This is a genomic window from Alistipes sp. ZOR0009 (assembly GCF_000798815.1).
Taxonomy (GTDB): Bacteria; Bacteroidota; Bacteroidia; order Bacteroidales; family ZOR0009; genus Acetobacteroides.
In genome coordinates this window covers 310,864-334,975 of the sequence record NZ_JTLD01000004.1, presented here as the reverse complement: position 1 = coordinate 334,975, position 24,112 = coordinate 310,864, and the positions used below count along the sequence as shown (strand labels likewise).

17 protein-coding genes are annotated in these 24,112 nt (G+C 44.1%); 7 read left to right on the top strand and 10 right to left on the bottom strand.

Annotated elements, in window-relative coordinates; genetic code table 11:
* Positions 1–63 precede the first annotated feature (63 nt).
* The 4 genes from infB to L990_RS02120 form a co-directional block, all read right to left on the bottom strand.
* Positions 64–3,255, bottom strand: a complete 3,192-nt coding sequence (infB, locus tag L990_RS02135; protein ID WP_047444983.1) for a translation initiation factor IF-2 — start codon at positions 3,253–3,255, stop codon at positions 64–66.
* Positions 3,256–3,311: 56 nt separating this feature from the next.
* A complete protein-coding gene (nusA, locus tag L990_RS02130) occupies positions 3,312–4,550 on the bottom strand; it encodes a transcription termination factor NusA (protein ID WP_047444981.1) in 1,239 nt (412 codons plus the stop codon).
* A 15-nt stretch (positions 4,551–4,565) separates the two neighbouring features.
* Positions 4,566–5,033: a ribosome assembly cofactor RimP gene (gene rimP / locus L990_RS02125; RefSeq protein WP_047444979.1), complete on the bottom strand. Its 468-nt coding sequence runs from the start codon at positions 5,031–5,033 to the stop codon at positions 4,566–4,568.
* A 274-nt stretch (positions 5,034–5,307) separates the two neighbouring features.
* Positions 5,308–7,317, bottom strand: a complete 2,010-nt coding sequence (locus L990_RS02120; RefSeq protein WP_047444977.1) for an alpha amylase C-terminal domain-containing protein — start codon at positions 7,315–7,317, stop codon at positions 5,308–5,310.
* Positions 7,318–7,616: 299 nt separating this feature from the next.
* Here L990_RS02120 and L990_RS02115 point away from each other — a divergent pair, with 299 nt between their 5' ends.
* Positions 7,617–10,292: a 4-alpha-glucanotransferase gene (locus tag L990_RS02115; RefSeq protein WP_047444975.1), complete on the top strand. Its 2,676-nt coding sequence runs from the start codon at positions 7,617–7,619 to the stop codon at positions 10,290–10,292.
* 19 nt (positions 10,293–10,311) lie between these two features.
* Here the strand turns inward: L990_RS02115 and L990_RS02110 are convergent, their stop codons facing one another.
* Positions 10,312–11,214 carry an LD-carboxypeptidase gene (locus L990_RS02110; RefSeq protein WP_047444973.1) on the bottom strand — a complete coding sequence of 301 codons (903 nt, stop codon included), beginning with the start codon at positions 11,212–11,214 and terminating at the stop codon, positions 10,312–10,314.
* Between the two features lie 61 nt (positions 11,215–11,275).
* Positions 11,276–12,526, bottom strand: coding sequence for an acyloxyacyl hydrolase (locus L990_RS02105; RefSeq protein WP_047444971.1), 1,251 nt, complete (start codon positions 12,524–12,526; stop codon positions 11,276–11,278).
* A 343-nt stretch (positions 12,527–12,869) separates the two neighbouring features.
* Between L990_RS02105 and L990_RS02100 the strand changes: the two genes are divergently transcribed.
* The 6 genes from L990_RS02100 to L990_RS02075 all read left to right on the top strand — a co-directional run bounded on the left by L990_RS02100 (position 12,870) and on the right by L990_RS02075 (position 19,832).
* The gene (locus tag L990_RS02100) at positions 12,870–14,006 is read left to right on the top strand and encodes an ATP-binding protein (RefSeq protein ID WP_047444968.1); all 1,137 of its coding nucleotides are present in this window, start codon (positions 12,870–12,872) and stop codon (positions 14,004–14,006) included.
* Positions 14,007–14,052: 46 nt separating this feature from the next.
* Positions 14,053–15,546 (top strand): stage 0 sporulation family protein, encoded by a 1,494-nt coding sequence (gene ricT / locus L990_RS02095; RefSeq protein WP_081981567.1) that lies wholly within the window; start codon positions 14,053–14,055, stop codon positions 15,544–15,546.
* Positions 15,547–15,582: 36 nt separating this feature from the next.
* Positions 15,583–16,062, top strand: coding sequence for a gliding motility lipoprotein GldH (locus tag L990_RS02090; RefSeq protein WP_047444966.1), 480 nt, complete (start codon positions 15,583–15,585; stop codon positions 16,060–16,062).
* A gap of 9 nt (positions 16,063–16,071) precedes the next feature.
* On the top strand, positions 16,072–16,788 hold the full coding sequence (gene trmB / locus L990_RS02085; protein ID WP_052180652.1) for a tRNA (guanosine(46)-N7)-methyltransferase TrmB: 717 nt from the start codon (positions 16,072–16,074) through the stop codon (positions 16,786–16,788).
* 168 nt (positions 16,789–16,956) lie between these two features.
* Entirely contained in the window at positions 16,957–18,576 is a 1,620-nt protein-coding gene (locus L990_RS02080; RefSeq protein WP_047444963.1) for an RluA family pseudouridine synthase, read from the top strand.
* Positions 18,577–18,905: 329 nt separating this feature from the next.
* Entirely contained in the window at positions 18,906–19,832 is a 927-nt protein-coding gene (locus L990_RS02075) for a hypothetical protein (RefSeq protein ID WP_047444962.1), read from the top strand.
* 245 nt (positions 19,833–20,077) lie between these two features.
* On the opposite strand, the gene L990_RS20170 is transcribed toward L990_RS02075, so the two are convergent.
* The 4 genes from L990_RS20170 to L990_RS02055 form a co-directional block, all read right to left on the bottom strand.
* The gene (locus L990_RS20170; protein WP_047444960.1) at positions 20,078–21,106 is read right to left on the bottom strand and encodes a hypothetical protein; all 1,029 of its coding nucleotides are present in this window, start codon (positions 21,104–21,106) and stop codon (positions 20,078–20,080) included.
* Positions 21,107–21,186: 80 nt separating this feature from the next.
* Positions 21,187–21,768: an STM3941 family protein gene (locus L990_RS02065; RefSeq protein ID WP_197057211.1), complete on the bottom strand. Its 582-nt coding sequence runs from the start codon at positions 21,766–21,768 to the stop codon at positions 21,187–21,189.
* 90 nt (positions 21,769–21,858) lie between these two features.
* Positions 21,859–22,494: a hypothetical protein gene (locus tag L990_RS18995; protein WP_156121278.1), complete on the bottom strand. Its 636-nt coding sequence runs from the start codon at positions 22,492–22,494 to the stop codon at positions 21,859–21,861.
* Between the two features lie 222 nt (positions 22,495–22,716).
* Positions 22,717–23,568: a DUF4261 domain-containing protein gene (locus L990_RS02055; protein WP_197057210.1), complete on the bottom strand. Its 852-nt coding sequence runs from the start codon at positions 23,566–23,568 to the stop codon at positions 22,717–22,719.
* Positions 23,569–24,112 lie beyond the last annotated feature (544 nt).

Genomic DNA, 24,112 nt, shown 5'->3' with positions numbered 1-24,112 from the left:
CTGGGTAACGCAAAAAAGGGCATCAAGTTCGATGCCCTTTTGGTATATGCTAAATTTGCTCTATTAGTCAAGCGTTTTCTTAATCTCAACCACTTCAAATCCTTCAATGAAGTCTCCCTCCTTCAGGTCGTTGTAGTTCTTGATGTTCAAACCGCATTCAAAGCCTGTCTTCACCTCTTTAACGTCATCCTTAAAGCGTTTCAACGAGCCCAAATCTCCGGTGTAGATTACAATACCGTCGCGGATGATGCGAATCTTGGTATTACGCGTTACAGTTCCTTCTCTTACGATACATCCTGCAACCGTACCCACCTTGGTGATTTTGAATACGTTCATTACTTCAACCGAGCAGGTAGTTTCCTCCTTAAGCTCTGGCGATAGCATACCTTCAATTGCATCCTTCACCTCGTTAATGGCGTCGTAAATAATCGAGTAGTGGCGAATTTCAATTCCTTCCTTCTCGGCCAAACGGCGTGCGTTAGTCGATGGGCGAACTTGGAAACCTACAATCACCGCGTTCGATGCTGCTGCAAGCAGTACGTCCGACTCAGAAATCTGTCCAACCGCTTTGTGAATCACGTTAACCTGTACCTCCTCATTCGAAAGCTTAATCAACGAGTCTGTAAGCGCTTCAATCGATCCGTCTACGTCACCCTTAACAATAACGTTAAGTTCCTTGAAGTTTCCAATTGCAATACGACGACCAATTTCGTCGAGCGTAATGTGCTTGGTGGCACGTAGCCCTTGCATACGTTGTAGCTGCTCGCGCTTGTTGGCAATATCCTTTGCCTCACGTTCGTCTAGCACGTTAAAGGTTTCTCCCGCAGTAGGTGCTCCGTTCAATCCCAGCATTAGTACTGGTGTCGATGGGCCCGCTTTGGTAATCTTCTTTCCGCGTTCGTTAAACATTGCCTTCACGCGACCGTAGTATTGTCCAGATAGAACAACATCACCGATATTAAGCGTTCCAGCATGTACCAGCATCGTAGTTACGTATCCACGTCCCTTATCAAGGGTCGACTCAATTACAGTACCTACTGCATTCTTATTTGGATTAGCTTTCAACTCTAAAAGTTCCGATTCAAGTAGCACTTTCTCAAGTAGCTCCTCTATTCCTAGTCCTTGCTTTGCCGAAATTTCTTGTACTTGGTACTTTCCACCCCAGTCTTCTACCAAGTAGTTCATGGCAGCCAGCTGCTCACGAATCCTATCAGCATTCGCTCCAGGCTTATCTACCTTATTAATGGCAAATACCATTGGCACGCCTGCAGCCACTGCGTGGTTAATTGCTTCCTTGGTTTGAGGCATCACGCTGTCGTCTGCCGCAATAATAATGATTGCAACGTCGGTAGCTTTCGCTCCACGGGCACGCATCGCTGTAAACGCTTCGTGTCCTGGTGTATCAAGGAAGGTAATTCTTCTATTATCGTCAATCTTTACAGAGTAAGCTCCAATGTGCTGTGTAATACCACCAGCTTCGCCTGCAATAACGTTTGCTTTACGAATGTAGTCGAGAAGCGAGGTTTTACCGTGGTCAACGTGTCCCATCACCGCTACAACTGGAGAACGTGGTAGTAAATCTTCTGGAGAGTCTTCTACCTCTTGAATTGCCTCCTGAATATCCGCAGCAACGAACTCTACCTTGTAGCCAAACTCTTCAGCTACTAGTACAAGTGCTTCCGCATCCAAACGTTGGTTGATAGATACCATCAACCCGAGGTTCATACAGGCTCCGATTACATCCGTTACAGGTGCGTCCATCATGTTTGCAAGTTCGTTTACGGTAACAAACTCGGTAACCTTAATGATGTTACGTTCTGCGTCGGCCATCTCCTGTTCTTCCATCATACGCTGGCGAACATCGTCTCTCTTATCTCTACGATATTTTGAGCTCTTCGTTTTGGCTCCCTTAGAGGTCAAACGGGCAAGTGTATCCTTAATTTGTTTTTGTACATCCTCATCGCTAACCTCCTTATGTACTGGGCGCTTGGCCGTAATCTTCGGACGGTTTGCATTGTTTCCTCCTGCATTGCGATTTGGTAAACTAGGACGGTTACCTCCCTGTCCTTGTTGTGCATTTCCAGGTTGGTTAGGTCTATTTCCACCTCCTTGCTGACGGTTTGCGTCAGTTTGCTTAGGCCCCTTTTGAAGCGGCTTGTCTCTTGGAGGGAATTGAGGGCGTTGTTCCTGTGGCTTAGCAGCGTTCTCTACGTTAACCTTTTGGTCCGGCTTTATACGCTTACGCTTCTTTTTATTCTTATCTGCCGCTGCTGCTGCGTTTGCAGCCGATGTTGCAACAGGTTTTTTCTTTGGCGCGAATGCTGATAGATCTATTTTTCCTACTACTGTAGGGCCCGAAAGCTTCTCAACTTCGGCTCTGTACAGCTCTTCGCCGTTTTCGGAGGCTGCTTCAGCCACCATCTCGTTTTCAACTTCTTTCACTAATTCTGTTTTCGTTTCTTCAACGCCCACCTTGCCCTCTACAGGTTTTGCCACCTCAGGTTTCGACGTTGGAGTTGGCTCTGGGCGATTATTATGTTTGCCTTCGCTTGTTTCGGTTTTCTTAGCAGGTTTAGCCTCTTCAGCTGGCGCTGCATTTTCTTTTGTTTCGATAAGGGTAACCGTGGCAGCAGCAGGTTGTGCAGGTTCAACTTTGGCTACTACAGGCTCTGCAACTTTGGTGGGTTCTTCCGATTTTAATTCTACTAGAGGTTTTTCAACCTCCGCAATCTTAACCGGTTCCTCCTTTGCCATAACTTGTTCCTTAACCTCTGGTTGTGCAGGCTCTTCCTCAGCAGCAGGACGTTTAGAGCGCATATCCTCAAGGTTAATTTTGCCAACTATGCTTGGACCCTTTATTTGGGGCACTTCAACCTTCTCAACTTCCGGTTCGGCAGGCTTACGGCGTTCCGTGCTCGTTGTATCTTTAACGATGATTTTCTTTGCAGAATCGTCATCATCGCCCTCTTCTTCATCGTCATCGGTAAGGTCGCGATTCTTGCTCACATCGTCTATAGACACGGGAGCTTTCTTCTCGCGCATGCTTTTTAAATCCACCCGGCTGGCTTCTTCTTTAAGCTTAAATTCCTTACCAAATTCTTTCTCGAGCAATAGGTATGCATCGGTATTTATTTTGGCGTTGGGGTTCGCTTCTACCTGAACTCCTTTTTTATGAAGGAAATCTACAATAGTTTGTACCCCTACATTAAACTCTTTCGCTGCTTTAAAGAGTCTGGTTGATTTGTCCTGCGTCATACTTATCCTATCGATTTTTATGAAGGCTAAAGTTAAAAACTATTCTTTACATATTACTACTCCTCAAATTCTGAGCGTAGTATGTTTACAACCTCGAGAACGGTTTCCTCTTCAAGGTCTGTGCGGCGAACCAGCTCGGCGACAGATATCTCCAAGATGCTCTTTGCCGTATCGCAGCCAATATTCTTGAGCTGCTGGATGATCCATCCTTCAATTTCGTCGCTGAATTCATCTAGCGATACGTCTTCTTCATCCTCAACGCTTTCGCGGTATACATCGATGTCGTATCCAGTCAGCTGTCCGGCCAACTTAATGTTTAGGCCACCCTTACCAATAGCCAACGAAACCTCGTTTGGTTTTAGGTAAACATCAGCCTTTTTGTTTTCTTCATCCAGCTTAATTGTGCTGATCTTAGCAGGGCTAAGCGCGCGCGAAATAAAAAGTTGGGTATTATTCGTAAAGTTGATTACGTCAATATTTTCGTTGCGTAACTCACGTACTATTCCGTGGATGCGGGAGCCCTTCATTCCAACGCAAGCTCCTACTGGATCAATGCGTTCATCGTAACTTTCTACGGCAACTTTTGCACGCTCGCCAGGTACGCGAACAATCTTTTTAATGGTGATTAAGCCATCAAAAATTTCTGGAACTTCCTGCTCAAATAGCCTTTCTAAGAATACAGGTGATGTTCTAGAAAGTATAATTAGCGGACTTGCGTTGCGCATTTCTACGCGTACAACTACTGCCTTTATAGTATCTCCTTTTCGGTAGAAATCGGCAGGAATTTGTTCGGTACGTGGGAGGATAAGTTCGTTATTTTCCTCATCAAGCACCAAAATCTCCTTCTTCCATACTTGGTAAACCTCGCCATTTATTACCTGCCCAATGCGATCTTTGTACTTGTCAAAGATGCTTGCCTTTTCTAAGTCAAGAATGCGGCCAGCTAGGTTTTGGCGTAGTGCAAGTATGGCGCGACGTCCAAATTTTTCAAATCGAACTTCTTCCGATACTTCTTCTCCTACCTCGTATTCTTCATCGATTTTTTTTGCTTCGCTAAGTGGAATTTCCTTGGTTGGATCCTCTAGTTCGCCGTCGGCTACTACAATACGGTTGTGGTAAATCTCCAGATTACCCTTGTCTATGTTGACAATGATATCGAAGTTCTCGTCGCTCCCGTAAAGTTTGATAAGCAGGCCTCGAAATACGTCTTCGAGTACGCTCATCATGGTAGGGCGGTCGATGTTCTTGAGCTGCTTAAACTCCGCGAACGTTTCTGTAAGGTTTAGATTTTCCATCTGCAACGAACTTATCTACTTGAATGATACTACTTCTTTTGTTGTTTTTACCTCGGTAAAAGCGAACTGCTTCTTTACCTCTACGGCTTGCTTTTTCTTAGTTCCCTCTATCAGCTGCTTTTCGCTGTAGGTAACCTCGAAATATTCTGTGCCAACATCGCTTAGCGTGCCTGCAATTTTTGTTCCATCGTTTAAAACGACCTCTACCTTGCGTCCTACGGATTTTAGGTATTGACGATGCACCTTAAATGGTTGTCCAACTCCAGGAGAGGCTACTGTTAACTCAAAATCCTCCTTTTCTCGGTCTAACGAACCTTCTACGGCACGACTTACTGCGATGCATTGGTCTATCCCAACGCCGTTGTCTCCATCAATGGCAATGTCAATTCTGTTGGCGGTATCTATTTTTAGATCCACTAAAAATAGGCCTAGTTCCACCAGCTTATCATCAACTATTTTTTGTACAAACGATTGATCTACCATACTTTTTTGATAACAAAAGGGGGGACAAACGTGTCCCCCGCGGTATTGGATCTTCTCCTTTACGGCGCAAATATAGTAACTTTCGCCCAAAATTAAAAATATTGCTGAAAATTAAGGAAATATATGTGGCAATACTGCGCAATACAGCCCCATATTGCTGTAATTCCGCTAAAAACAATTAGCGTTATTTATGTTGGTGGGTATTTATTTATGAGATAGCAACGCTTCCGTTAATCCCAAATTGTGATTTGGGAGCGCTGCTATTGCTTATTTTTTAGTCTACTTTTTGGAGTACAATTGCTGTTCGAGTCGGAATGTATAGTTTTAACCATCCCTTCCTCTCTTCCCTGTGTTGGGAGTCGGGCTGCGTGAAGTATTCAACGTTTTGGTCAACTAATCCAAAACCTCCAAATTCTATAAAATCGGTGCTTAACAGCAGCTGGTACTTCCCTTCTTTGGCTAGAATTCCGTAGTTGGTGAAAGAATTTGTTGGATGGAAGTTAAATACAAATACAAGATGGTTGCGGCTGAACGCAAACACTTGATCGTGCTCATTATCCCATAGCTTATGCAACGATTGTGTCTGAAAATTTCTCTCTTTTTTTATGAGTTGGATCATTGCTTTATCGAAAGCGTAAAGGTAGGTGTATTTAAGATCATTGTTTGTGCTCAAACTCCACTGTCTTCGTGCATACTTATACGACCATCCGTTGCCTTCTCTCGGAAAATCAATCCAATCAGGATGGCCAAATTCATTTCCCATGAAGTTAAGGTAACCTCCGTTTATGGTAGCGCACGTGATTAAGCGTATCATTTTGTGTAGTGCAATGCCCCTGTCAACCGCTAAAGATGCTGACGACCTCATCATGTGGGTGTACATTTTTTCATCAACAAGCCTAAAGATGATAGTCTTATCACCAACAAGCGCTTGGTCGTGACTTTCAGCGTAGCTGATCGTTTTTTCTTCCTTTCTACGGTTTGTTAGCTCCCAGTATATATCTCCAGGGTTCCATTTTTCGTCTTCGTAATTTTTAATAAGTCTTATCCAGTAGTCTGGAATGCCCATTGCCATTCTAAAATCAAAACCGAATCCTCCATTTTCTAGCTTGGTTGCTAATCCAGGCATTCCACTCATCTCTTCCGCAATGGTAATAGCGTAAGGATTGACTTGGTGGATGAGCTTGTTCGCTAGCATGAGGTAAACAATGGCATCTTCGTCCTGCTGCCCGTTGTAGTAGTCGTTATAGCCGGTAAATTCCTCGTTCAGTCCATGCGTATAGTAAAGCATGGATGTTACTCCATCAAACCGAAAGCCGTCAAATTTAAATTCGTCTAACCAGTATTTGCAGTTAGATAACAAAAAATGAATGACTTCGTTTTTCCCATAATCGAAGCAAAGAGAGTCCCATGCTGGATGCTCTCTTCTCGCTCCTCCATGAAAGTATTGAGTCTCTGTTCCATCAAACTTTCCTAATCCTTCAATCTCGTTTTTTACTGCATGCGAGTGTACAATGTCCATAATAACCGCAATTCCTAGATCGTGAGCGGCATCAACTAGCTGTTTTAACTCCTCTGGAGTTCCAAATCGCGATGATGGTGCAAAAAAACTGGATACGTGGTAGCCAAACGATCCGTAGTAGGGGTGTTCTTGTATTGCCATCACCTGAATGGCGTTATAACCAAGATCAGCAACTTTGGGGAGTATATTCTCCCTGAATTCGTTGTAGGTAGCTACTTTTTCCTCTTCAGAGGCCATCCCAACATGGCATTCGTATATTACAAGGGGTGATGTGTTTGGTCTAAAGTAGTCATGCTTAAACTTATACTCTACAACTGGGTTCCAAACTTGTGCCGAAAAAATTTTAGTATACTCGTTTTGTACAACTCTTTTAGCCCAAGCGGGTATTCTTTCAAATTTACCGCTATCTCCGTGAATGATCAGCTTGTAGTGTTGTCCATGTTTTAGCTGATTTGGATTTAGCCATATTTCCCATATTCCATTTTCAATATGAAATAGGCGATACGACTCCCGCTCCTGCCATTGGTTAAAATCGCCAACTAGGTAAATTCGTTTTGCGTTCGGAGCCCATTCCCGAAATACCCATCCGTCGGCTATCTTGTGCAGCCCAAAGTAGATGTAACCATTGGCAAACTCAGAGAGGGTGCTTTTGCCTCCTGTTAAGTTGATTTCCTTACAAATAGCTTTTGAAAACCTTTTCTCAATGATTTCAGCATATGGTCGTAAGTGCTTGTCGTGCTCAATGTATCCAAATTCCTTACTCATTGGTAAAATCTTGGTTTTGTTAATAAGCAATTCTGCTCGTTGTTAAATGTAGCGATTCTGCACTACATCTGGACATTAATTTAATATAGAAAATCAACAGATGTTGCTAAAAATGGTTTTACTCTCTAAAAGAATAGTTCCTTAAGGATGGAAAGTTTAAAAATTTCACGGGAGTCTAGGTTATTCAAACGGTATTTTTGTACATTGTAGTGCACCTAGATTTTGAATCATCTAAACAGGCAGAAGCTAATCAAAGCGTTGAAATAGGAATTCTTTAAACGTATTAACACTTAGCTGATATGGTTGTAACTTTCAATTTAAACTATCAAACAGCTTGGGGGCAAGAGCTACATATGAGCGGCTCTTGTAACCTTTTAGGAGCACTAAATGAAGAGAAATCGATTCCGATGGTTTATACGGGTAATGGAGGATGGTCTCTGTCTCTCGAAATTGGCGAGCTGGCAAATTTTGCTTATGGCTACCTTCTAAAGCGTAATGGGAAGGTTATTCGTAGAGAATTTGGCAAGTTTAGGACTTTCATCCCAACGGATAGGTGTACTAGCTATCGGATTTTTGACCATTGGCGTGATGTCCCATCTGAAAAAACATTCTTTTCTCTTCCGTTTACCGAGGTGTTTTATAAGCACAAGAGGCATGCTAAAAAATCTAATCATTACTCTAAAACGATAACTCTAAAGGTTTATGCTCCAATGGTAATGCCTTCTCATAAGGTTGGAGTTATTGGAAAATCGAAAGGATTAGGAAGTTGGCATGTCGAAAACGTAATTCCTATGGAGTGTCCCAACTTTCCTGAATGGGAGGTGAGTTTGGATGCGTCAAAGATTAGCCTACCCTTGGAATATAAGTTTGTTATTCTTGATGAGTTAAATCAGGTTGTTGTTTGGGAACACGGAGAAAATAGGCGTTTTTACCTGCAACCTCTTATTAAGGAAGAGTGTATTGTTATTGCTGGCCATGTATTTAATAATCCCTTGCCTCGGTGGAGGGGGGCTGGCGTAGCTATTCCTGTTTTTTCTCTTCGTACTGATCAAGCTATGGGAATCGGTGAATTTCTGGATCTAAAAAAATTGGCAGATTGGGCATCGCAAACAGGCCAGCGATTTATTCAGATTCTGCCAATTAATGATACTACAATGACGAAAACGTGGGTAGACACCTATCCATATAAGTCAATATCTATTTTTGCCCTAAATCCAATTTACCTGAATATTGAAAGCATTGGGAAGCTTAACTCTGAAACGGATATGAGCGAATTTGCTCGTATTAAAAGGGAGTTAAATAGTTTGGAAAACATTGATTTTGAATCTGTTTTTAGAGTTAAATGGGATTATTTTAGGAAGATATACGATCAAGAGGGAATAATGACGCTTGAAAGTAAGGAATTTAAAAATTTCTTTGCTAAAAATAGAGAATGGCTGGAGCCGTATGCCGCATTTTGCTATTTAAGAGACAAGTTTGGAACGTCCGATTTTAGTCAGTGGGGTAAATACGCGAGATATGACGCCTCTTTGGTTGCTTCGTTTGGGGAAAAGCGTTCTGCGGCTTATAAAGATATTGCTATTAGCTACTTTCTACAGTTTCATTTAGATAAGCAGCTGACGGAGGCTGTAAACTATGCCCATGAGTGTGGTGTTGCACTAAAAGGTGATATTCCTATAGGTGTGAGTAGGCATAGTGTGGAAGCCTGGGTCGAACCTCTGCTGTTTAACATGAATGGACAAGCAGGTGCGCCACCTGACGATTTCTCTGCGCTGGGCCAGAATTGGGGTTTTCCGACCTATAACTGGGAGGAGATGGAGAAGGATGGATATGGCTGGTGGAAAAAACGCTTTATGAAGATGGCTGATTATTTTGATGCCTATCGAATTGATCATATTTTGGGATTTTTCCGTATTTGGGAGATTCCTTTGCACTCTGTTCAAGGTTTGCTTGGTTACTTCAATCCAGCAATGCCTTATACTCGCGACGAAATTCAGTATTTTGGGCTCTACTTTAATGATGATCGATTTCTGAAACCATTTATACGTCGTCACTTTTTGGAGAGTTTTTTTGGAGAGCAGACTCAACTTGTTATTGACAATTTTTTAGTAGATAAGGGGTTTGGAATATTTGATTTAAATCCAAGCTTTGCCACTCAGCGACAGGTTGAAGCCTTTTTTGCTGGAAAAACGGACGAGCAGAGTATTCGAATACGAGACGGCCTGTATGGGCTAATTAATGAGGTTCTTTTTATTCGAGATCCCAATCAGTCGTATAATTTTCATCCTCGTATATCTGCACAGTTTTCGCATAGCTACAAGCATTTAAATGAAGGTGAAAAACGAGCCTACGACAGGTTGTATAACCATTTCTTTTACGAGCGTCATACCGATTTTTGGAAATGGGAGGCGATGAAGAAACTACCTGCCTTATCTAATGCTACGGATATGCTGGTTTGTGGGGAAGATTTGGGGATGATTCCTGATTCTGTTCCAGATGTTATGCATTGGTTACAAATACTAAGTCTCGAGATTCAGCGAATGCCCAAAGACCCCAAGGTGTTGTTTGGTAATACGCATCATTATCCCTATAATTCAGTTTGTACCACGTCTACTCACGATATGTCTTCTATTCGTGGTTGGTGGGAAGAGGATCGTGCTAAAACACAAATTTTCTATAACCACGTGCTGAACGAGTCTGGTGATGCACCATTTTTTTGTGAGCCATGGATTTGTGAGAAAATTGTAGATCTACACTTGTCTTCCCCATCTATGTTGTGTATCCTTCCGCTCCAAGATTGGTTATCTATGGATTCGGATTTGCGGCGAAAATTGCCAGATGATGAACGCATAAACATTCCTGCTAACCCCAACCATTACTGGCGTTACCGAATGCACCTCTCACTCGACCAATTGAATGAGTCTAAAATGCTTAATCAAAAAATTAGAGAAAAACTTAACTACTACGACCGTTAAAGCCTGTAGTAATTAATCGTTATAGGGAGACCAAGCGTGTTCCATTTTGGGTTACATCTAATTTGTGCATTCTTCCGAACAGGAGCGCCATATTTGGCTCTAAGTGTCCAGACGGAAAGTTAAAGGCAACAGGAATTTGGAGATCTTTCGTATGCTCGTGTATTATTTCTTCTGCTGTTTTCCCAAAAGGTACAGCGTTGTCGTGCATATCGTTCATATGCCCAATGACGATTCCTTTTAGCATCTTTAAAACGCCACTTTGCCTAAGGTTGAGGATAATTCTATCTATATGGTAGAGATATTCGTCTAAATCTTCAAGAAAGAGAATCTTATTAGTAGGGTTTACCTCAATTTCAGTTCTTTGCATGGCGTATACTAAAGATAAGTTTCCTCCAATTAGTATACCTTCTGTGCTTCCTTGGATATTTTGCGCATGAGGCTTAGCTTCTATCTGGCTAGACTTTCCTGTTAGCGCATTAATCAAACTTTGAACGCTATCATTGCTAATACCATCTTTAGGAAAATTGATTGGCATAGTGCTATGAATACTTGCTATTCCTAACTTATTGTAAAGCAAATGAAGGACGGTTGGGTCGCTGTAGCCACAAAGCCATTTAGGGTTGCGTACAATTGCGCTATAATCCAAATGCGGAAGTATACGTGCCGTTCCGTATCCTCCTCGCGCGCACAGGATCGCTTTTACATCCGTGTTATCAATCATTTGCATTAGATCGGCTGCGCGCTCTTCATCACTTCCTGCGAATTGGTTGTTTTCGCTAAAAAGATTGGAGGCAAACTTTACCCTAAAGCCAAAGTTTTGAAGCATCTTCGCTGCAGGTTCTACTTCTTCTCTGGATATTTTTCTGGCTGTTGCTACAATGCCAATGGTATCACCTTGCTTTAAATATGGAGGAATTATCATTCTACAGATCTTTTTTGCAAATATACCGAAGCAAATTGGGATGATATCCTGCTTATTCCAATTAGTTTAAGCTCTTGATGACAATATCCGATATGTTTTTTTTAATTTGATGAATGGGTTTGCCTTGTATGGTGTATCCTAGACTCCAGTAAAGGTATTGTGCTTTGCTAAAGTTGGTGGCTCTAATTCCGAATGTTCCGAACAGATTTTCCTTTAAGTAAGCCTTTATTCCCATTACCTGATACAGGCGTTGGTCGCTTTTATTTCCGTGAATAACGTTGTACCCAAGGTTGGCAAAAATGGAGTACATGGGCATAACAAGTTCTCCTTTTGCCGATATTCCAACAGAGATACGCTCTCCAAAACGCCCGAGTTTTACCCTGTCGTACAGTTTACCATCTTTCGTATTAAGTTCGCGCCATGCGCTCGCGCCCGAACTTTCATCATATAAAATATCTACTCCTGCTCCATATTTGTACTTATAACTTTTTACGATCATAGGGGCAAAGGTGATTCCAAATACGCTGAAGTTTTTATCGATGAAAGGGGATGGAAGTTTTGTTCCGGTGGTATCAAATTTTTTTTGACGCGATGAGATGTTAACTAAAAAATCGTAGTCGAATCGAGGCTCAATGCGTGGTGGTGTTAGCGTTTTCCTGAATTCGTATTTGGTGTTTTTGTTGAAATTGTATTTAAGTTCTACAAATGCGGATATAAGGTTGAGACCTTTGTTTGGAAGGCGTGACGCTCCATTCGAAAAATGGCTAATTCCTACGCCTGTATGTAGGTCCCAGTTGGGATTTAACTCAAACTTTGTATAGATATTGGCTCCAACGTAGACATTGGTTGTAGACCCTAAAGCTATATTGTCTGGATTGTCGAATGGATCGTAGGGTTTCCAGTTGAAGGATGCTCCTAAATTCCATTCGAAGTTCAGCTTTGTCTTTGCAGAAAGCTGCGAAAGCGTTGTGCCTTGAAAAGCGTACAGGGCAAACGGGTTTCCGAGCGCTTGCTGATCAAAAAAGCTGGCAACCATAAATCCGACACCTCCATATGGCATTCCGTAGGCGTAATCCTGCCAACGGCTACCTGTCGATGCATATCCGTATTTTAATGATGCGGAGGAGAAAGTCGGGGTGCTTTTACTTTGTATGATAAAGTCGTTTGTAGGCAAAACAACGCCTCCGTTAAGAGCTAGCGTTATAAATGGCTGTCGTTTTAAATGCGTTTGGGTGGTGTCATTTTTCGAATTTTGCGACCAAGATGCGTATGCAAAAAGTAAAATTCCTGTTAGTAGAATAAATTTTCTCATATAGTAAGTAAACCTTGTGTTGGATTTGGCTCCTGCAAAAATACTTCCATTTGACGAAGAATTAGGAAAATAAAGCAGTGGTGCCTGATTGTTTTAAGTTAAAAATACCAAAAGCGTCTCTCAACAGAGCTGTATTTCGCGTTTTTGTACTCGAAACTTGGATTAATGAGCCATTTTTTCTGCAAAAAAAGAGGTGATTGTAGAAAATTCGGAATGATGATCCACATTTTGGGGAACAAAGGCTTCCTGAAATATTTCATTTTGCTAGTTTTTGGTAAAATAGTCCTTTTATGCCAATCGGTTTGCTATTTTTGTTAGGTAGATCCAACAACGAGCAGAACGAATGTTATTTAAAGATATAGTAGGGCAGCAGGAGATTAAAGATAGGCTTATAAAAAGCGTTACAGATGAGCGTATAAGTCACGCGCAGATGTTTTTAGGAGAGCCTGGCTCTGGAACCATTCCGCTTGCTATTGCTTATGCTCAATACCTGAACTGCGAGAATAGAGGGGAGCACGATTCGTGCGGAGTATGCCACTCCTGCCACAAGATGCAAAAGTTGATGCACCCCGACGTGCATTTCACCTATCCGATAAACAAAACGTCGGAGGTGGATGATAAAATCGTCCTTAGCGACATGTTTCTTGATTACTGGCGTTCTATTGTCGGCGAAATGACCTATTTTGACGAGCAGGACTGGTACTCGCACATCGAGTTAGGAAATAAGCAGGGGATTATTAGCGTTCATGAGGCCGATAATATTATCAAAAAGCTTTCGTTTAAATCTTTCGAAGGCGAGTACAAAATTTTGATCATGTGGCTACCCGAACGGATGAACCTGAATGCATCCAACAGCCTGCTAAAGCTGGTTGAGGAGCCTCCGGCTAAAACTATCTTCCTGCTAGTTGCTCAGGAGGAGGGAAAGGTGCTGAAAACAATCCTGTCTCGTACGCAAATCATTCGAATCCCTCGAATTCGCTACAATGATTTGGTAGAATCCCTCGAAAAGAGGTATCCAAGCTCGTCCTTCCCGGTATCAAGCATTGCACGTCTTTCTTCGGGCAGTATGGTAGAGGCACGCCGTCTGCTGGAGCTGGACGAAGAGGGGAATGACTTTTTTAACTACGTTGTGACCATGCTTCGGCTCTGCTATCAATCTAACGTAATTGGTTTGCTAGAATGGAGCGAAGAAGTGGCCACTCTGGGGCGCGATCGTATTAAACGCTTGCTTACTTATGCCGAAAGGGTGATTCGGGAGGCTTTTATGCTTAACCTCCAAATGGAAAAAGTTAGCTATCTTCCGCTCGATCCTGCGCAGCAAAATTTTTACAACAATTTTAAGCCGTTTATTCGGCCGGGCAACATCGAAGAGGCATTTATGCTGCTTAATGGGGCCATCCACCATATTAATGCTAACGGAAATCCCAAAATCGTGCTGAGCGATATGGCGCTAAAAATGGTGAAACTCATTAAGCCGTAATTTTTTATTATTTTTGCCGATTGCAATACAACACTATATACCAAAGATGAACGAAAAACCCCAAAATATAGATTTTTCACGTGGATGCTGCTTTACCCACAACGATCAGGACGAAGCAACAGCGATAAGTCTCGATGGTGGCCAAAAGTTGAGCACCTACGACTGGCTGAGCGATTTACCGCAGTCGGCGATTGAGCACGATGTTTTCGAGATTCGATTTAAGAACACCCGCAAGAGTTACTACCGGAACGCCAATAAACTTTCCCTCAAAAAGGGAGATATTGTTGCCGTTGAGGCATCGCCAGGGCATGATATCGGAATCGTATCGCTTACGGGCGAACTTGTTGCCCGCCAGATGAAGAAAACGGGCGTGCACCCCAATAACCTGGAGTTTAAAAAGATTTACCGTAAGGCAAAGCCTGCCGATATCGAAAAGTGGCAGGAATCCATTGCGAGGGAGTTGGATACGATGATTCGTTCGCGACAAATCGCCAACAACCTAAAGTTGAACATGAAAATTGGCGACGTAGAGTTCCAAGGCGATAATACCAAGGCGATATTCTACTACATTGCCGACGAGCGTGTGGATTTTAGGCAGCTCATCAAAGATTTGGCCGAAGCGTTTAAGATCCGCATCGAGATGCGCCAAATTGGAGCACGCCAAGAGGCTGGACGTATTGGCGGGATTGGTTCTTGTGGCCGAGAGCTTTGCTGCTCGACTTGGATTACCAGCTTTTCGTCTGTAACCACCAACTCTGCCCGCCATCAGGAGATTTCTTTGAACCCACAAAAGCTCGCAGGCCAGTGCGGTAAGTTGAAATGCTGCCTAAACTACGAGTTGGATAGCTATATTGATGCGCAGAAGGACTTCCCGAAGATTAACGAACCGTTACAGCTCTTTGATGGGGTAGCCTTCCTGCAAAAAACGGATATATTTAAGCGCCTGATGTGGTTTAGCTCGGCGCCAGACTCTACTATGAATCTTACAGCCGTTCCGGTTGATCGTGTAAAGGAGATCATCGAGTTAAACCGTGCTGGGGTAAAGGTTGATAAGCTGCTTGGCGAAATATCGGAGGAGAGCTTGGCCAAAGCTAGGCTTATGCAGGAGCCCGACTTTAAGAATGTGGTGGGCGAAGATAGCATCACCCGTTTTGATCGCTCCAAGAGGAGTTCTGGGAACTCAAGGAATAAAAATTCTCGTCGAAAGCCAGGTGGGGCGCCTCAAGTTGGCAATCGTCCTTCGCAGGAGCGCCAACCGCAGCAGTCGCGCCCAAGCCGTCCGCAGCAGCCCGAAAGAGGCGAGCGCAGAGATGCTCCTAGCGTAAACAGGGGGCCTCGTAACGAGCAACGTTCGGAGCCGCGCTCTGAACCTCGCGAACCACGCGAACCACGCAACGAGCAGCGTCGTAACGATGCTTCTCAGCCTACCCAAGGTGGTGTTCCAAGAGAGGGAAGGGATAACCGCTTCAACAAAAACCGTCGTCCGAATCGTGGTAGAGGCGGAAATGGAGGTGCGAGCAACTCTGGAGGCGAACAGTAGCGTTTTTTTTAGTGTAAAAGGGAAATATTGCGTCTAATGAAGATGATAAAAAGCATAGCACTCCTATTCGTAGGGGTGCTTCTAATTTCGCTGGCATCGTGCGATAGAGCGCGAGTTTACGAAGGCAGTAAGGAGATAGGAAACCTCTGGTTTAAGGATTCTCTGGCTCGTTTTGAGGTTAACATCGAAGATTCGTTGAGCATCAACAATATTTTAGTTACCGTACGAAATACCAGCAGCTATCCGTACAAAAATTTGTTCCTCTTTGTTACAACCGTGGCTCCATCGGGCGTTTACGTGCGCGATACCATGGAATGCTTGCTGGCCAACGACGAAGGAAAGTGGCTGGGCAAAGGATTTGCCAAATACTGGGATCATCGCTTCCCAATGCGTAAAATGGTGAAGTTTCCCGAAAAAGGAATCTATGCCATCACCATCGAACAGGGTATGAGGCTCGACGAGCTCCCTGGGATCCACGATGTGGGCGTAAGAATAGAACGAGTTGAATCAAAATAGAATTTTAAGGTGGGAAAGAATAAGCTGCAGCGTTTTGCCGAAAACAAAACGTTTAAAATACTTGTACAGCCAGAGTTTGATGAGATTTTTAATAACGACTACCAGCTAAAAGGTTGCTGGCACGCCAATTTCTTCGAAAATAGCAAACCCATTGTGCTCGAGCTCGGATGTGGCCGCGGAGAGTATACCGTTGCGCTGGCGAAGAAATATCCAGAGAAGAACTTTATTGGAATAGACATAAAGGGCGCGCGCCTTTGGCGTGGAGCCAAAACGGCCGTCGAAGATGGCATGGGAAACGTTGGTTTTATCCGTACGCGCATCGAATTCATAAAATCGTTCTTTGCGGGCAACGAAGTTTCGGAGATATGGGTAACTTTTCCCGATCCGCAGCTAAAAAAGAGCCGACTTAAGAAACGCCTTACCTGCTCGGGCTTTTTAAATGCCTACCGCGAGTTTTTAGCACCCGATGGTATTGTACATTTGAAGACAGACAACCAAAATCTCCATTTCTATACCAAAAAATTGCTCGAAGAGAACGGAATGGAGATTCTTTATGCTACGAACGATCTTTACAACAGCGATATTGTTGACGATATCCTTTCTGTAAAGACGAAGTACGAGCAGGATTACCTAAGCAAGGGAATGCCCATCACCTACCTTAAATTTAAGATTGCCGGGGACAAACCGTTGGTTGAACCTGCCGATATTGAGCCTTTTGTTATATAATCGAGGGTTAATATCCAAAATTTAAGATCTTCCAGTGCTGTATTTTATTTTGAAGTTGATAAAAAGAGGGTGATTGCCCTCTTTTTCTTTGTGAAAGTGCTTAATATTGCTGTCATCTGTAATAACGGAACCTGTCCGGCTCGGAATTTTTAAAAATGTTGCCTGCTTGTGTTTAACTTCTTTACAATTCCCATAAAACACATTGAGCTTCCCTCTCAATTTCCTTCGCCATTTCATGCCGAGCCACATCCGATATGCGAAGTGGCCGCCCAGCAGGTGAAGGAGCATGTTTTGCTGCAAACGGGCTGGCACGACGAGCTGCAGCAGGGAAAAATGTTCGGAGTATTGGTTGTAAAGGATGCTAAAGGTCAAATCGGTTTCCTTGCGGCCTTTTCTGGAAACCTTGCGGGCAAAAACTACCACCCATTCTTTGTTCCTCCGGTTGCCGACCTGCTAAATCCTAGCGGATTCTTTAAAACTGGCGAGCAAACCATCTCTTTTATCAACCAACAGGTGGAAAACATGGAGGCAAATGCCGATTTTGCAGCTTGCAAGGCGCGGTACGAGCTTGCCAAGCAGCAGCGTGATGCCGAAATGGTTGCCGCGAAGGCTGCCGTAAAGGCTTCGAAGGTTTTGCGCGAGGAACGCCGCCGGCAGCAGCCAACCGACGAGGAGCGAGCCGCCATGGTGCGCCAAAGTCAGCATGAAAAGGCTGAAATGAAGCGGCTAGAACGTAAGTGGGTCGAAAAAATTGCTGCGCTGCAGGCCGAATACGAGATTTACGCACTACCGATAGAGGAGCTTAAGGTACAACGCAAAACGCTCTCTGCCGATTTGCAGCAGCGGCTTTTTGATGAGTTCCAGCTGCTGAATATTCGGGGAGAGGTGCGGGGATTGGCCTCCATTTTTCAAAACACGGTGCAAAAGGTTCCTCCCGGAGGGGCGGGGGAGTGCGCCGGACCGAAGCTGCTTCAGTACGCATTCCTACATGGCTTTACGCCTGTTGCAATGGCCGAATTTTGGTGGGGAAGCTCTCCCAAAACGGAGATACGCCACCATGGCAGCTACTATCCCGCCTGTAAGGGTAAGTGCGAGCCAATTTTGGGGCACATGCTGCTTGGAATGGAGGTGAAATATCCAGAAAGAAACGGTAATGAGGCGTTGCAGAAGGCGCTAGAGGTTGTTTTTGAGGACGATTGGCTGCTGGTAGTTAGCAAACCTGCCGGAATGCTGTCGGCTCCTGGAAAAACGGGAGACAAGTCGGCTGTTGAGCTGGTTAGCGAGCGATTTTTGGGAGGTGAAGGGGCTTTTTTGGTGCATCGTTTAGACATGTCAACCTCCGGATTGCTGCTTATTGCCAAGTCGGCACCGATACATAGGCAGCTTCAGGCTCAATTCGAGCGCCGTACGGTAAAAAAACGCTACGTCGCCATTCTCGATGGCCTGCTTACCGACAATGCGGGGGTTATCGACCTTCCTATTTCTCCTAATTTCCTCGATCGTCCGCGGCAAATGGTAGATTACGACCATGGAAAGCCAGCCATAACCCGATGGGAGGTTACTAACCGAAGCGAAACCCAAACGCGAGTGGCCTTTTATCCGCTCACAGGTCGTACCCACCAGCTGCGGGTGCATGCAGCCCACCGTTTGGGGCTGGGTTGCCCTATTGCGGGCGACGAGCTTTATGGAACCAAGGCGTTGCGCCTTTACCTACATGCCGAGTACCTCGAATTTTGCCATCCAGTCAGCGCCCTTCCCGTGTGCATCGAAAAGAAGGCTCCGTTTTAGTATTCCTGAACGTAACATCCCTAAAATATATTCCTAAGGGCTGCTATTGGCAACTGCGTTAGCCTTCAGTTGGTTGATGGGTTATTTTAAACCCCTTTCGGCTACTTATTTTTGTTTTTTGTAGCCAATCAGTTAGTGAAAGGGGCTCTTTTTTTGGACAAAATCTGATTTTTTTAGATTAAGGCACCTGTTTAATAATAAATAAAGCTAAATATTTATTTCAATCTATGGGAAATTACCTTAAGGGGTGGAATTTGACTGAAAACTTTCGGAATTTTATATCAGATCCTGATTTTCAGCATCTATAAACCATTTAAAAAATCAAAATCATGAAGGCTTCAGTTATTGCATTTGTAAAAAACTTTAGTGCAGTTACAAAGTTTTTCACGGGTTCAGAAAAAATTCAGTCGTACCCAGTTGCCAAGACTTTAACGTCGGTAATGGAGGGGTATGAGTCAGAAATGACGGAGATATTGACCGATTTGGAGAAAGATGATCAAACCTACGCCAACAGGATTGCGGCATCTGCTTCCAACGTAACAAGGGTAGCCTATCCTTTGGCAAAAGCGGTTGAAGACATTGTTCTTAATAGTGGCGACACCGTTTCTTCTAAGAAGATCCATTTTACCTATACCCAAATGATGAGTAAGGGGAGCGGCACCGTTTTAGCCGGCGCTCAGGAAATTTTGGAGCAGTCATCCAAGTATGTTTCCAACCTCGCTGGCTACAAACGTGGGCAGGAGAATATCGATGAGCTTAAGGAGGCTATCGATCAGCTTATAAAGGATAAAAAAGATCTAACCACATATAACGAAGGGCGACAGAAAAAGGCCGATCGGTTAGATGTCGTAATTGGGCTTGCAAAGAAGTGCGTAGAGCGTGCCGACCTATTTGTAGAGACTATACGTATTGACTATCCTAATATTCATAAGGGATATCAGGATGTTCGTAAAAGTAAGGAGGAGGTGCCTCGCTTATCGATGATTAAGATTATGGATAGCGTAACCAAGGAGCCCGTATTGGAGGCAACGGTTAGTGTTTACTCTACCACTCGCATGGTAAACGGGCAACCGCTTAAGATTATGGAACGTAAAACGGGTGTAAACGGTTTAATTCGGGTAGATAAGGCTGATTATGATGTTTACCGGGTGGTTGCTAAAAAAGTAGATCGTAACGACGGAGAAGGGATGCTGATAATTGCCGATAGCCGACCTGTCGTAGTTGAAATAACCATGCAGAAGCGTGATTTTAATTAGACTTGAATTTTAGATGGAAGAGACGCTAGCAATGGCGTCTCTTTTTTGTTTTCTGCAGGCCTATAAGGAGCTCGGAGTATAGGATGCATGCGGTATCGCTTTAAAAGAGGGATTTTTGCTTGCCTATGCGGTAGGTTTATGCAGTCATCTTGCCGTATAGTAGGCATTGGCTTCTTTTCTTCTACCACGAGTACCTGCAAAAGCTGTTGTTTGCTGCGGTACTGCTTGCTATAGGTTTCTATAAGTTACTCCCAATGGCCCCGCTTAAATCCCAACGATTCGATACACTCCTTTACCTCATTTTCGTGCTCTGCTTTATGTAAAAGCACCACGTATTCGTCTGCTTCGGTATCTATTAAGCTCAGCTGAAAGCCTTCCATTCTAAGTGCGCTATCAAACTTTTCAAAAACGCCTAGCGACGATATGCTTTCATTCTCCTTAAAGTCCCACGATTTAGGTATGGGCACTATTTTAAAGAAGTTATCCTCCAAAGCGGTTCTTATTCTCCATTCCAAATCGGCAATATCGGCTTTCCAATCTAGCGACATAATGAAATGGAACTCCTCGTTATCCAACCTTTCCGTAAAGTAGCTAAGCGTGGCGTAGCGGTTGTCTTCCGTATCGTAGCTTTTAAGGACATCGATAACCTTCATCACCCATCCTTTTCGGAAGTTGCGGTTTAGGCATATCTCGGCCAGCTTTTTATATGCCTCCTTTTGTTGGCTGGTAATGTAGGGCCTGTTTTCTTCCCTAAGCCGCTTTTTCTTCTCCTCCTTTTCTCTTTTTTCATCCTCTGCCTGCTTGCTGTAGGTTGATTCTATGGCGCGCTTCACCTCTAGTAGCGTATTTTTTACCCTTACCATAATTTTGGTATCGGTTACCTCTTGGTGCAGGTCGGCAATTTGAAACCACTGCACATCTGGACCTCCTTTACACTGCCTTAGCTCCAGCTGGTTGCCTATCTTAGCTACAAAGTAGAAGGTGGACGGAAAGTTGTAGTCCTCCTCGTCGTAAAATATGATGGCGTTTGGTAGGTAGAAGCTTCCCTGCATGGAATTGTAGGTTATGCCATCTCGACTTAGGAGCGTGGTCTTAAAATTGGAGCTCCTGCCTTTAAATATGCCCCATACATTCTTTTTTAGCGGGTCGTCTACTCTTTCAAACTTGCTTTCGTAGGTATTATCGAGTATAAAGTCGAATTCTTCAGTGGTTAAAATGCCGCTATCGATCGGGGTGCCGCATATCGCTTCTTGCCTGTAGTAAATTCGTGCCATAAAGTAGGAGTATTAGCTTATACCTTTTATTTGCAGCTTGCTGCAAGCTGGTTGTACTGTAAATTTACCACTATTTTTATTTAATGCTGCAGCTTACTCGTTTTTTGAGACGAGAATTTTCTGTTGCGGCCCGCCATTTTCTGTTGCGCCATAAATTGGCTGCTAATATGCTTCTCCAGCTCGGCGAAGCTGCATTTTAGCGTGCTGCTGGTTATGGTTATGGGGGTGCCGTACATTTTCATGTTTCCCATTACTATTTTTTTATAGAAGCCAGCCTTCCGTGCAATATACTTTTCGGGATTGGCGGTATAGATTAGCAGAAACTTGTTCGACATTATCTGCCCCGTTTTTATTTCGGTTATATCCTCCCAGCTAACAAGCCCCACGCTAGAGGCGTTGGTGTTATCTGTAATCCCGCGGGCATCAACGGTAAGACCAATGGTTTTATCAAGCAGCTTTTTTACGCCGTATGCTCCGGCAAAGCCAAAAAATAGCGCCGAAAGGATGCCCACCACGCGTACTACACCGGGACTGGGGGTTACTGGAGATAAAAAAGTGCTGGGTGTAGCCGTAAAAACTACGCCTAGGGCTACAAAAATGGCTGATGCCGCTACCAGAAGGGCAATCTTGGTTTTACTAAGTGGAATTTCTATTTTGTCCATATTGAGTTCTATTTTTTTTGTAGGATAGCTAAAGTTGTTGGTGTTGAGGCTTTTTTTTTGCAGCCTACCATGCTCGTTGCAGTGGCTATGCTAGCCGTTTTTTTCGAGGCGCGCAATAATTTTCAGGATACCGTCTCTATTTTTTGCCAATTTAATAAAATTCGGAAGCTTCCAGGTTAGCGCATGCCTTCCTCCGCTTGCCGATTCTCTCAGCTTTGCCTGCACGTACTCCTTTAGGTAGGCTAGGTGCTTGCGGTTGTATGCCCAAACCGTGTGGCTGCCAAATGGAGCCTGAAGCCATAGCGGAAGACCAAAATAGGGGTCGCTGGCCTGCTGACTGTTGGCGTACGTGCGCTTACAGGTCGTATCGTACAGGCGTGCCTGCCCACAGGCGGTGCAGGTAACCTCCATTTTGCTTTTGTACTCTTTTACGATGCGCCAAGCAGATTCTAGCGCCGATCCGCAGTGTCCGCATTGCGCATTTACCGGCGCGATGGCAACGGGACCATACCAGGCGTCTTCCTTTATGGATTTGTAGCAGCTGCTGCAAGCAAACCTCGCTTTAGGCGCAGGGCAGGGGTAAGGCACCGAGTTGGATGGCACATCCGACAGTATTGCCGCCTGCTGGTGGCAATGCGGGCAGCGTACCAGTATTTCGTCAGAGAATGCGGCTAAATTTTTAAACGATCGGTCTATTCTTTTACTTAAGGCTTTTGTTTTTACCATTTCATTCTGTTTTGAGGCACGGCTAGCCTCTGTTACTGATAGTAAAGCAGCTTGTAGCATAGCTTCGAGTCGCTAACATCGCTTCTCTACCGTCTTCAATTTGCGTGCATATGCCTCCGAAAGATTGCTGCACTATTTTATCAGCAAGATCCCCACCTTTTTGCTGTTGCTCAAGTTTATTTTGAGGGATACTACTCGGTTTGCAAAGATATTCCCGTTTTATTAGGGTTCGAGTATCTCTATCACATTTCGTGGAGGATTAACGAACGCCGTATCCAGCCTACATTTCCATTTTGTGTACGGATCTATCCCTTCTACCGTATTTCCATCCTTTATTACTGGTCCCTGCTCGTAAATGTAGCGTGCATACGCATGTAGGTAGCTGGCCACCTCGTTGGGGTTAAGATCCATGAACTGAAGCTGAAAATCGGGCAGCCCGATGCCGTATAATCCAACCGTATCCATTAGCAGCCCGCCTTCCTGCATATTATAGGTCCGAACGTTTAAAAGTCCGTAAAGCCAATCCTTTCCATCGGTCAAAACTTCCGATAGGTAGGCCGATGGCTTAACCATCTTTTCGCTTGTTGGAAAATAGATGGCCGTGGGCTGCAACGCTCGGCTAACGGCGCATACAAACTTCTGAAAGAGCTCCACACGCTGCTTGTAGTGCAGCGGTTTCGACATAAGATCGTTTAGTATGAGCTCGTACCTGCAGTTTTTTGTCTCCTGCCTTATTTCGGGCCAGTGTCCTGCCTGATGGTAGGCGGTTTGTAGGCATTCGTTTATGTAGCACGGCGTTTTGGAGGTAAAGATGGAGCATTGCGCCGGAAGCTGCTCGTCGAGGTACTGCACCATGTAATCGTGGAAGAAATACTGGCGCGAGTTCTCGTAAAGCTCGTCGGTTAGCGCCGCTTCGAAGTTTTGAAATAGAACGTGCAGCTCCTTCTCAATAAGCTCGTCGTTTATGGTTGGCTCCTCATCGAATAGCAGGCGAGCAACAAGTATTTGGCTTTCATTTAAAGCGCATTCATTCATCTCGCCTTCGGCTCTTTGTCTATTGCAAAATATTGACATATGGAGAGGTGTTAATGTTAATAATCGCGATATGGAGGCCAGATGCTGGCCATATTCCATATACTTTGGGTTGCAGATCATTTCCTACGTCGGTGCTTGTTTTGATTTTACGAATCCAAGCATGTCGGCTTTGCATATAGGTTTTCGAGGGTCTCCTTTCGTTGTAAATAGGTGAATATTGTGGGTTAATTATACATACAAATTAGCTGTTTTATAGTTTGATACAAGCGTGCTTCCTAAAACTAAAGGATAGTAGCGGTACTGCCATTACCTCCCTTTTTTGTATGGGTTAAGTGCTCCTATTTCACGTGTGTCTGCTTATTTTTGGTGACGAGTGCTGCCGCTATTGGCTGGAGGTAGTCTTAAAACGCAAATAATAGTATAGCGTACCCATTAAGGGTGTCGCTTGTTTTGGTCTGCCGTCTGCCGTTTGCCTAAGCTGGCTGTACGAAGGCCGATGCATCCTGTTTTTTTGCTGATAGCTGCATGCTGCTTGTTGCTGTCCAAAAGTTGTTCTCTTCGGCTCTCATATTTGCGCTGATGC

What these genes read in the sequence shown, in the direction of transcription:
- rimP (WP_047444979.1), bottom strand. Translation starts at nt 5,033, where the DNA reads ATGGTAGATCAATCGTTTGTACAAAAAATAGTTGATGATAAGCTGGTG.
- ricT (WP_081981567.1), top strand. Translation starts at nt 14,053, where the DNA reads ATGAACGAAAAACCCCAAAATATAGATTTTTCACGTGGATGCTGCTTT.
- L990_RS02090 (WP_047444966.1), top strand. Translation starts at nt 15,583, where the DNA reads ATGAAGATGATAAAAAGCATAGCACTCCTATTCGTAGGGGTGCTTCTA.
- L990_RS02105 (WP_047444971.1), bottom strand. Translation starts at nt 12,526, where the DNA reads ATGAGAAAATTTATTCTACTAACAGGAATTTTACTTTTTGCATACGCA.
- L990_RS18995 (WP_156121278.1), bottom strand. Translation starts at nt 22,494, where the DNA reads ATGGTAAAAACAAAAGCCTTAAGTAAAAGAATAGACCGATCGTTTAAA.
- L990_RS02100 (WP_047444968.1), top strand. Translation starts at nt 12,870, where the DNA reads ATGTTATTTAAAGATATAGTAGGGCAGCAGGAGATTAAAGATAGGCTT.
- L990_RS20170 (WP_047444960.1), bottom strand. Translation starts at nt 21,106, where the DNA reads ATGGCACGAATTTACTACAGGCAAGAAGCGATATGCGGCACCCCGATC.
- L990_RS02075 (WP_047444962.1), top strand. Translation starts at nt 18,906, where the DNA reads ATGAAGGCTTCAGTTATTGCATTTGTAAAAAACTTTAGTGCAGTTACA.
- nusA (WP_047444981.1), bottom strand. Translation starts at nt 4,550, where the DNA reads ATGGAAAATCTAAACCTTACAGAAACGTTCGCGGAGTTTAAGCAGCTC.
- L990_RS02120 (WP_047444977.1), bottom strand. Translation starts at nt 7,317, where the DNA reads ATGAGTAAGGAATTTGGATACATTGAGCACGACAAGCACTTACGACCA.
- L990_RS02115 (WP_047444975.1), top strand. Translation starts at nt 7,617, where the DNA reads ATGGTTGTAACTTTCAATTTAAACTATCAAACAGCTTGGGGGCAAGAG.
- infB (WP_047444983.1), bottom strand. Translation starts at nt 3,255, where the DNA reads ATGACGCAGGACAAATCAACCAGACTCTTTAAAGCAGCGAAAGAGTTT.
- L990_RS02055 (WP_197057210.1), bottom strand. Translation starts at nt 23,568, where the DNA reads ATGTCAATATTTTGCAATAGACAAAGAGCCGAAGGCGAGATGAATGAA.
- L990_RS02065 (WP_197057211.1), bottom strand. Translation starts at nt 21,768, where the DNA reads ATGGACAAAATAGAAATTCCACTTAGTAAAACCAAGATTGCCCTTCTG.
- L990_RS02110 (WP_047444973.1), bottom strand. Translation starts at nt 11,214, where the DNA reads ATGATAATTCCTCCATATTTAAAGCAAGGTGATACCATTGGCATTGTA.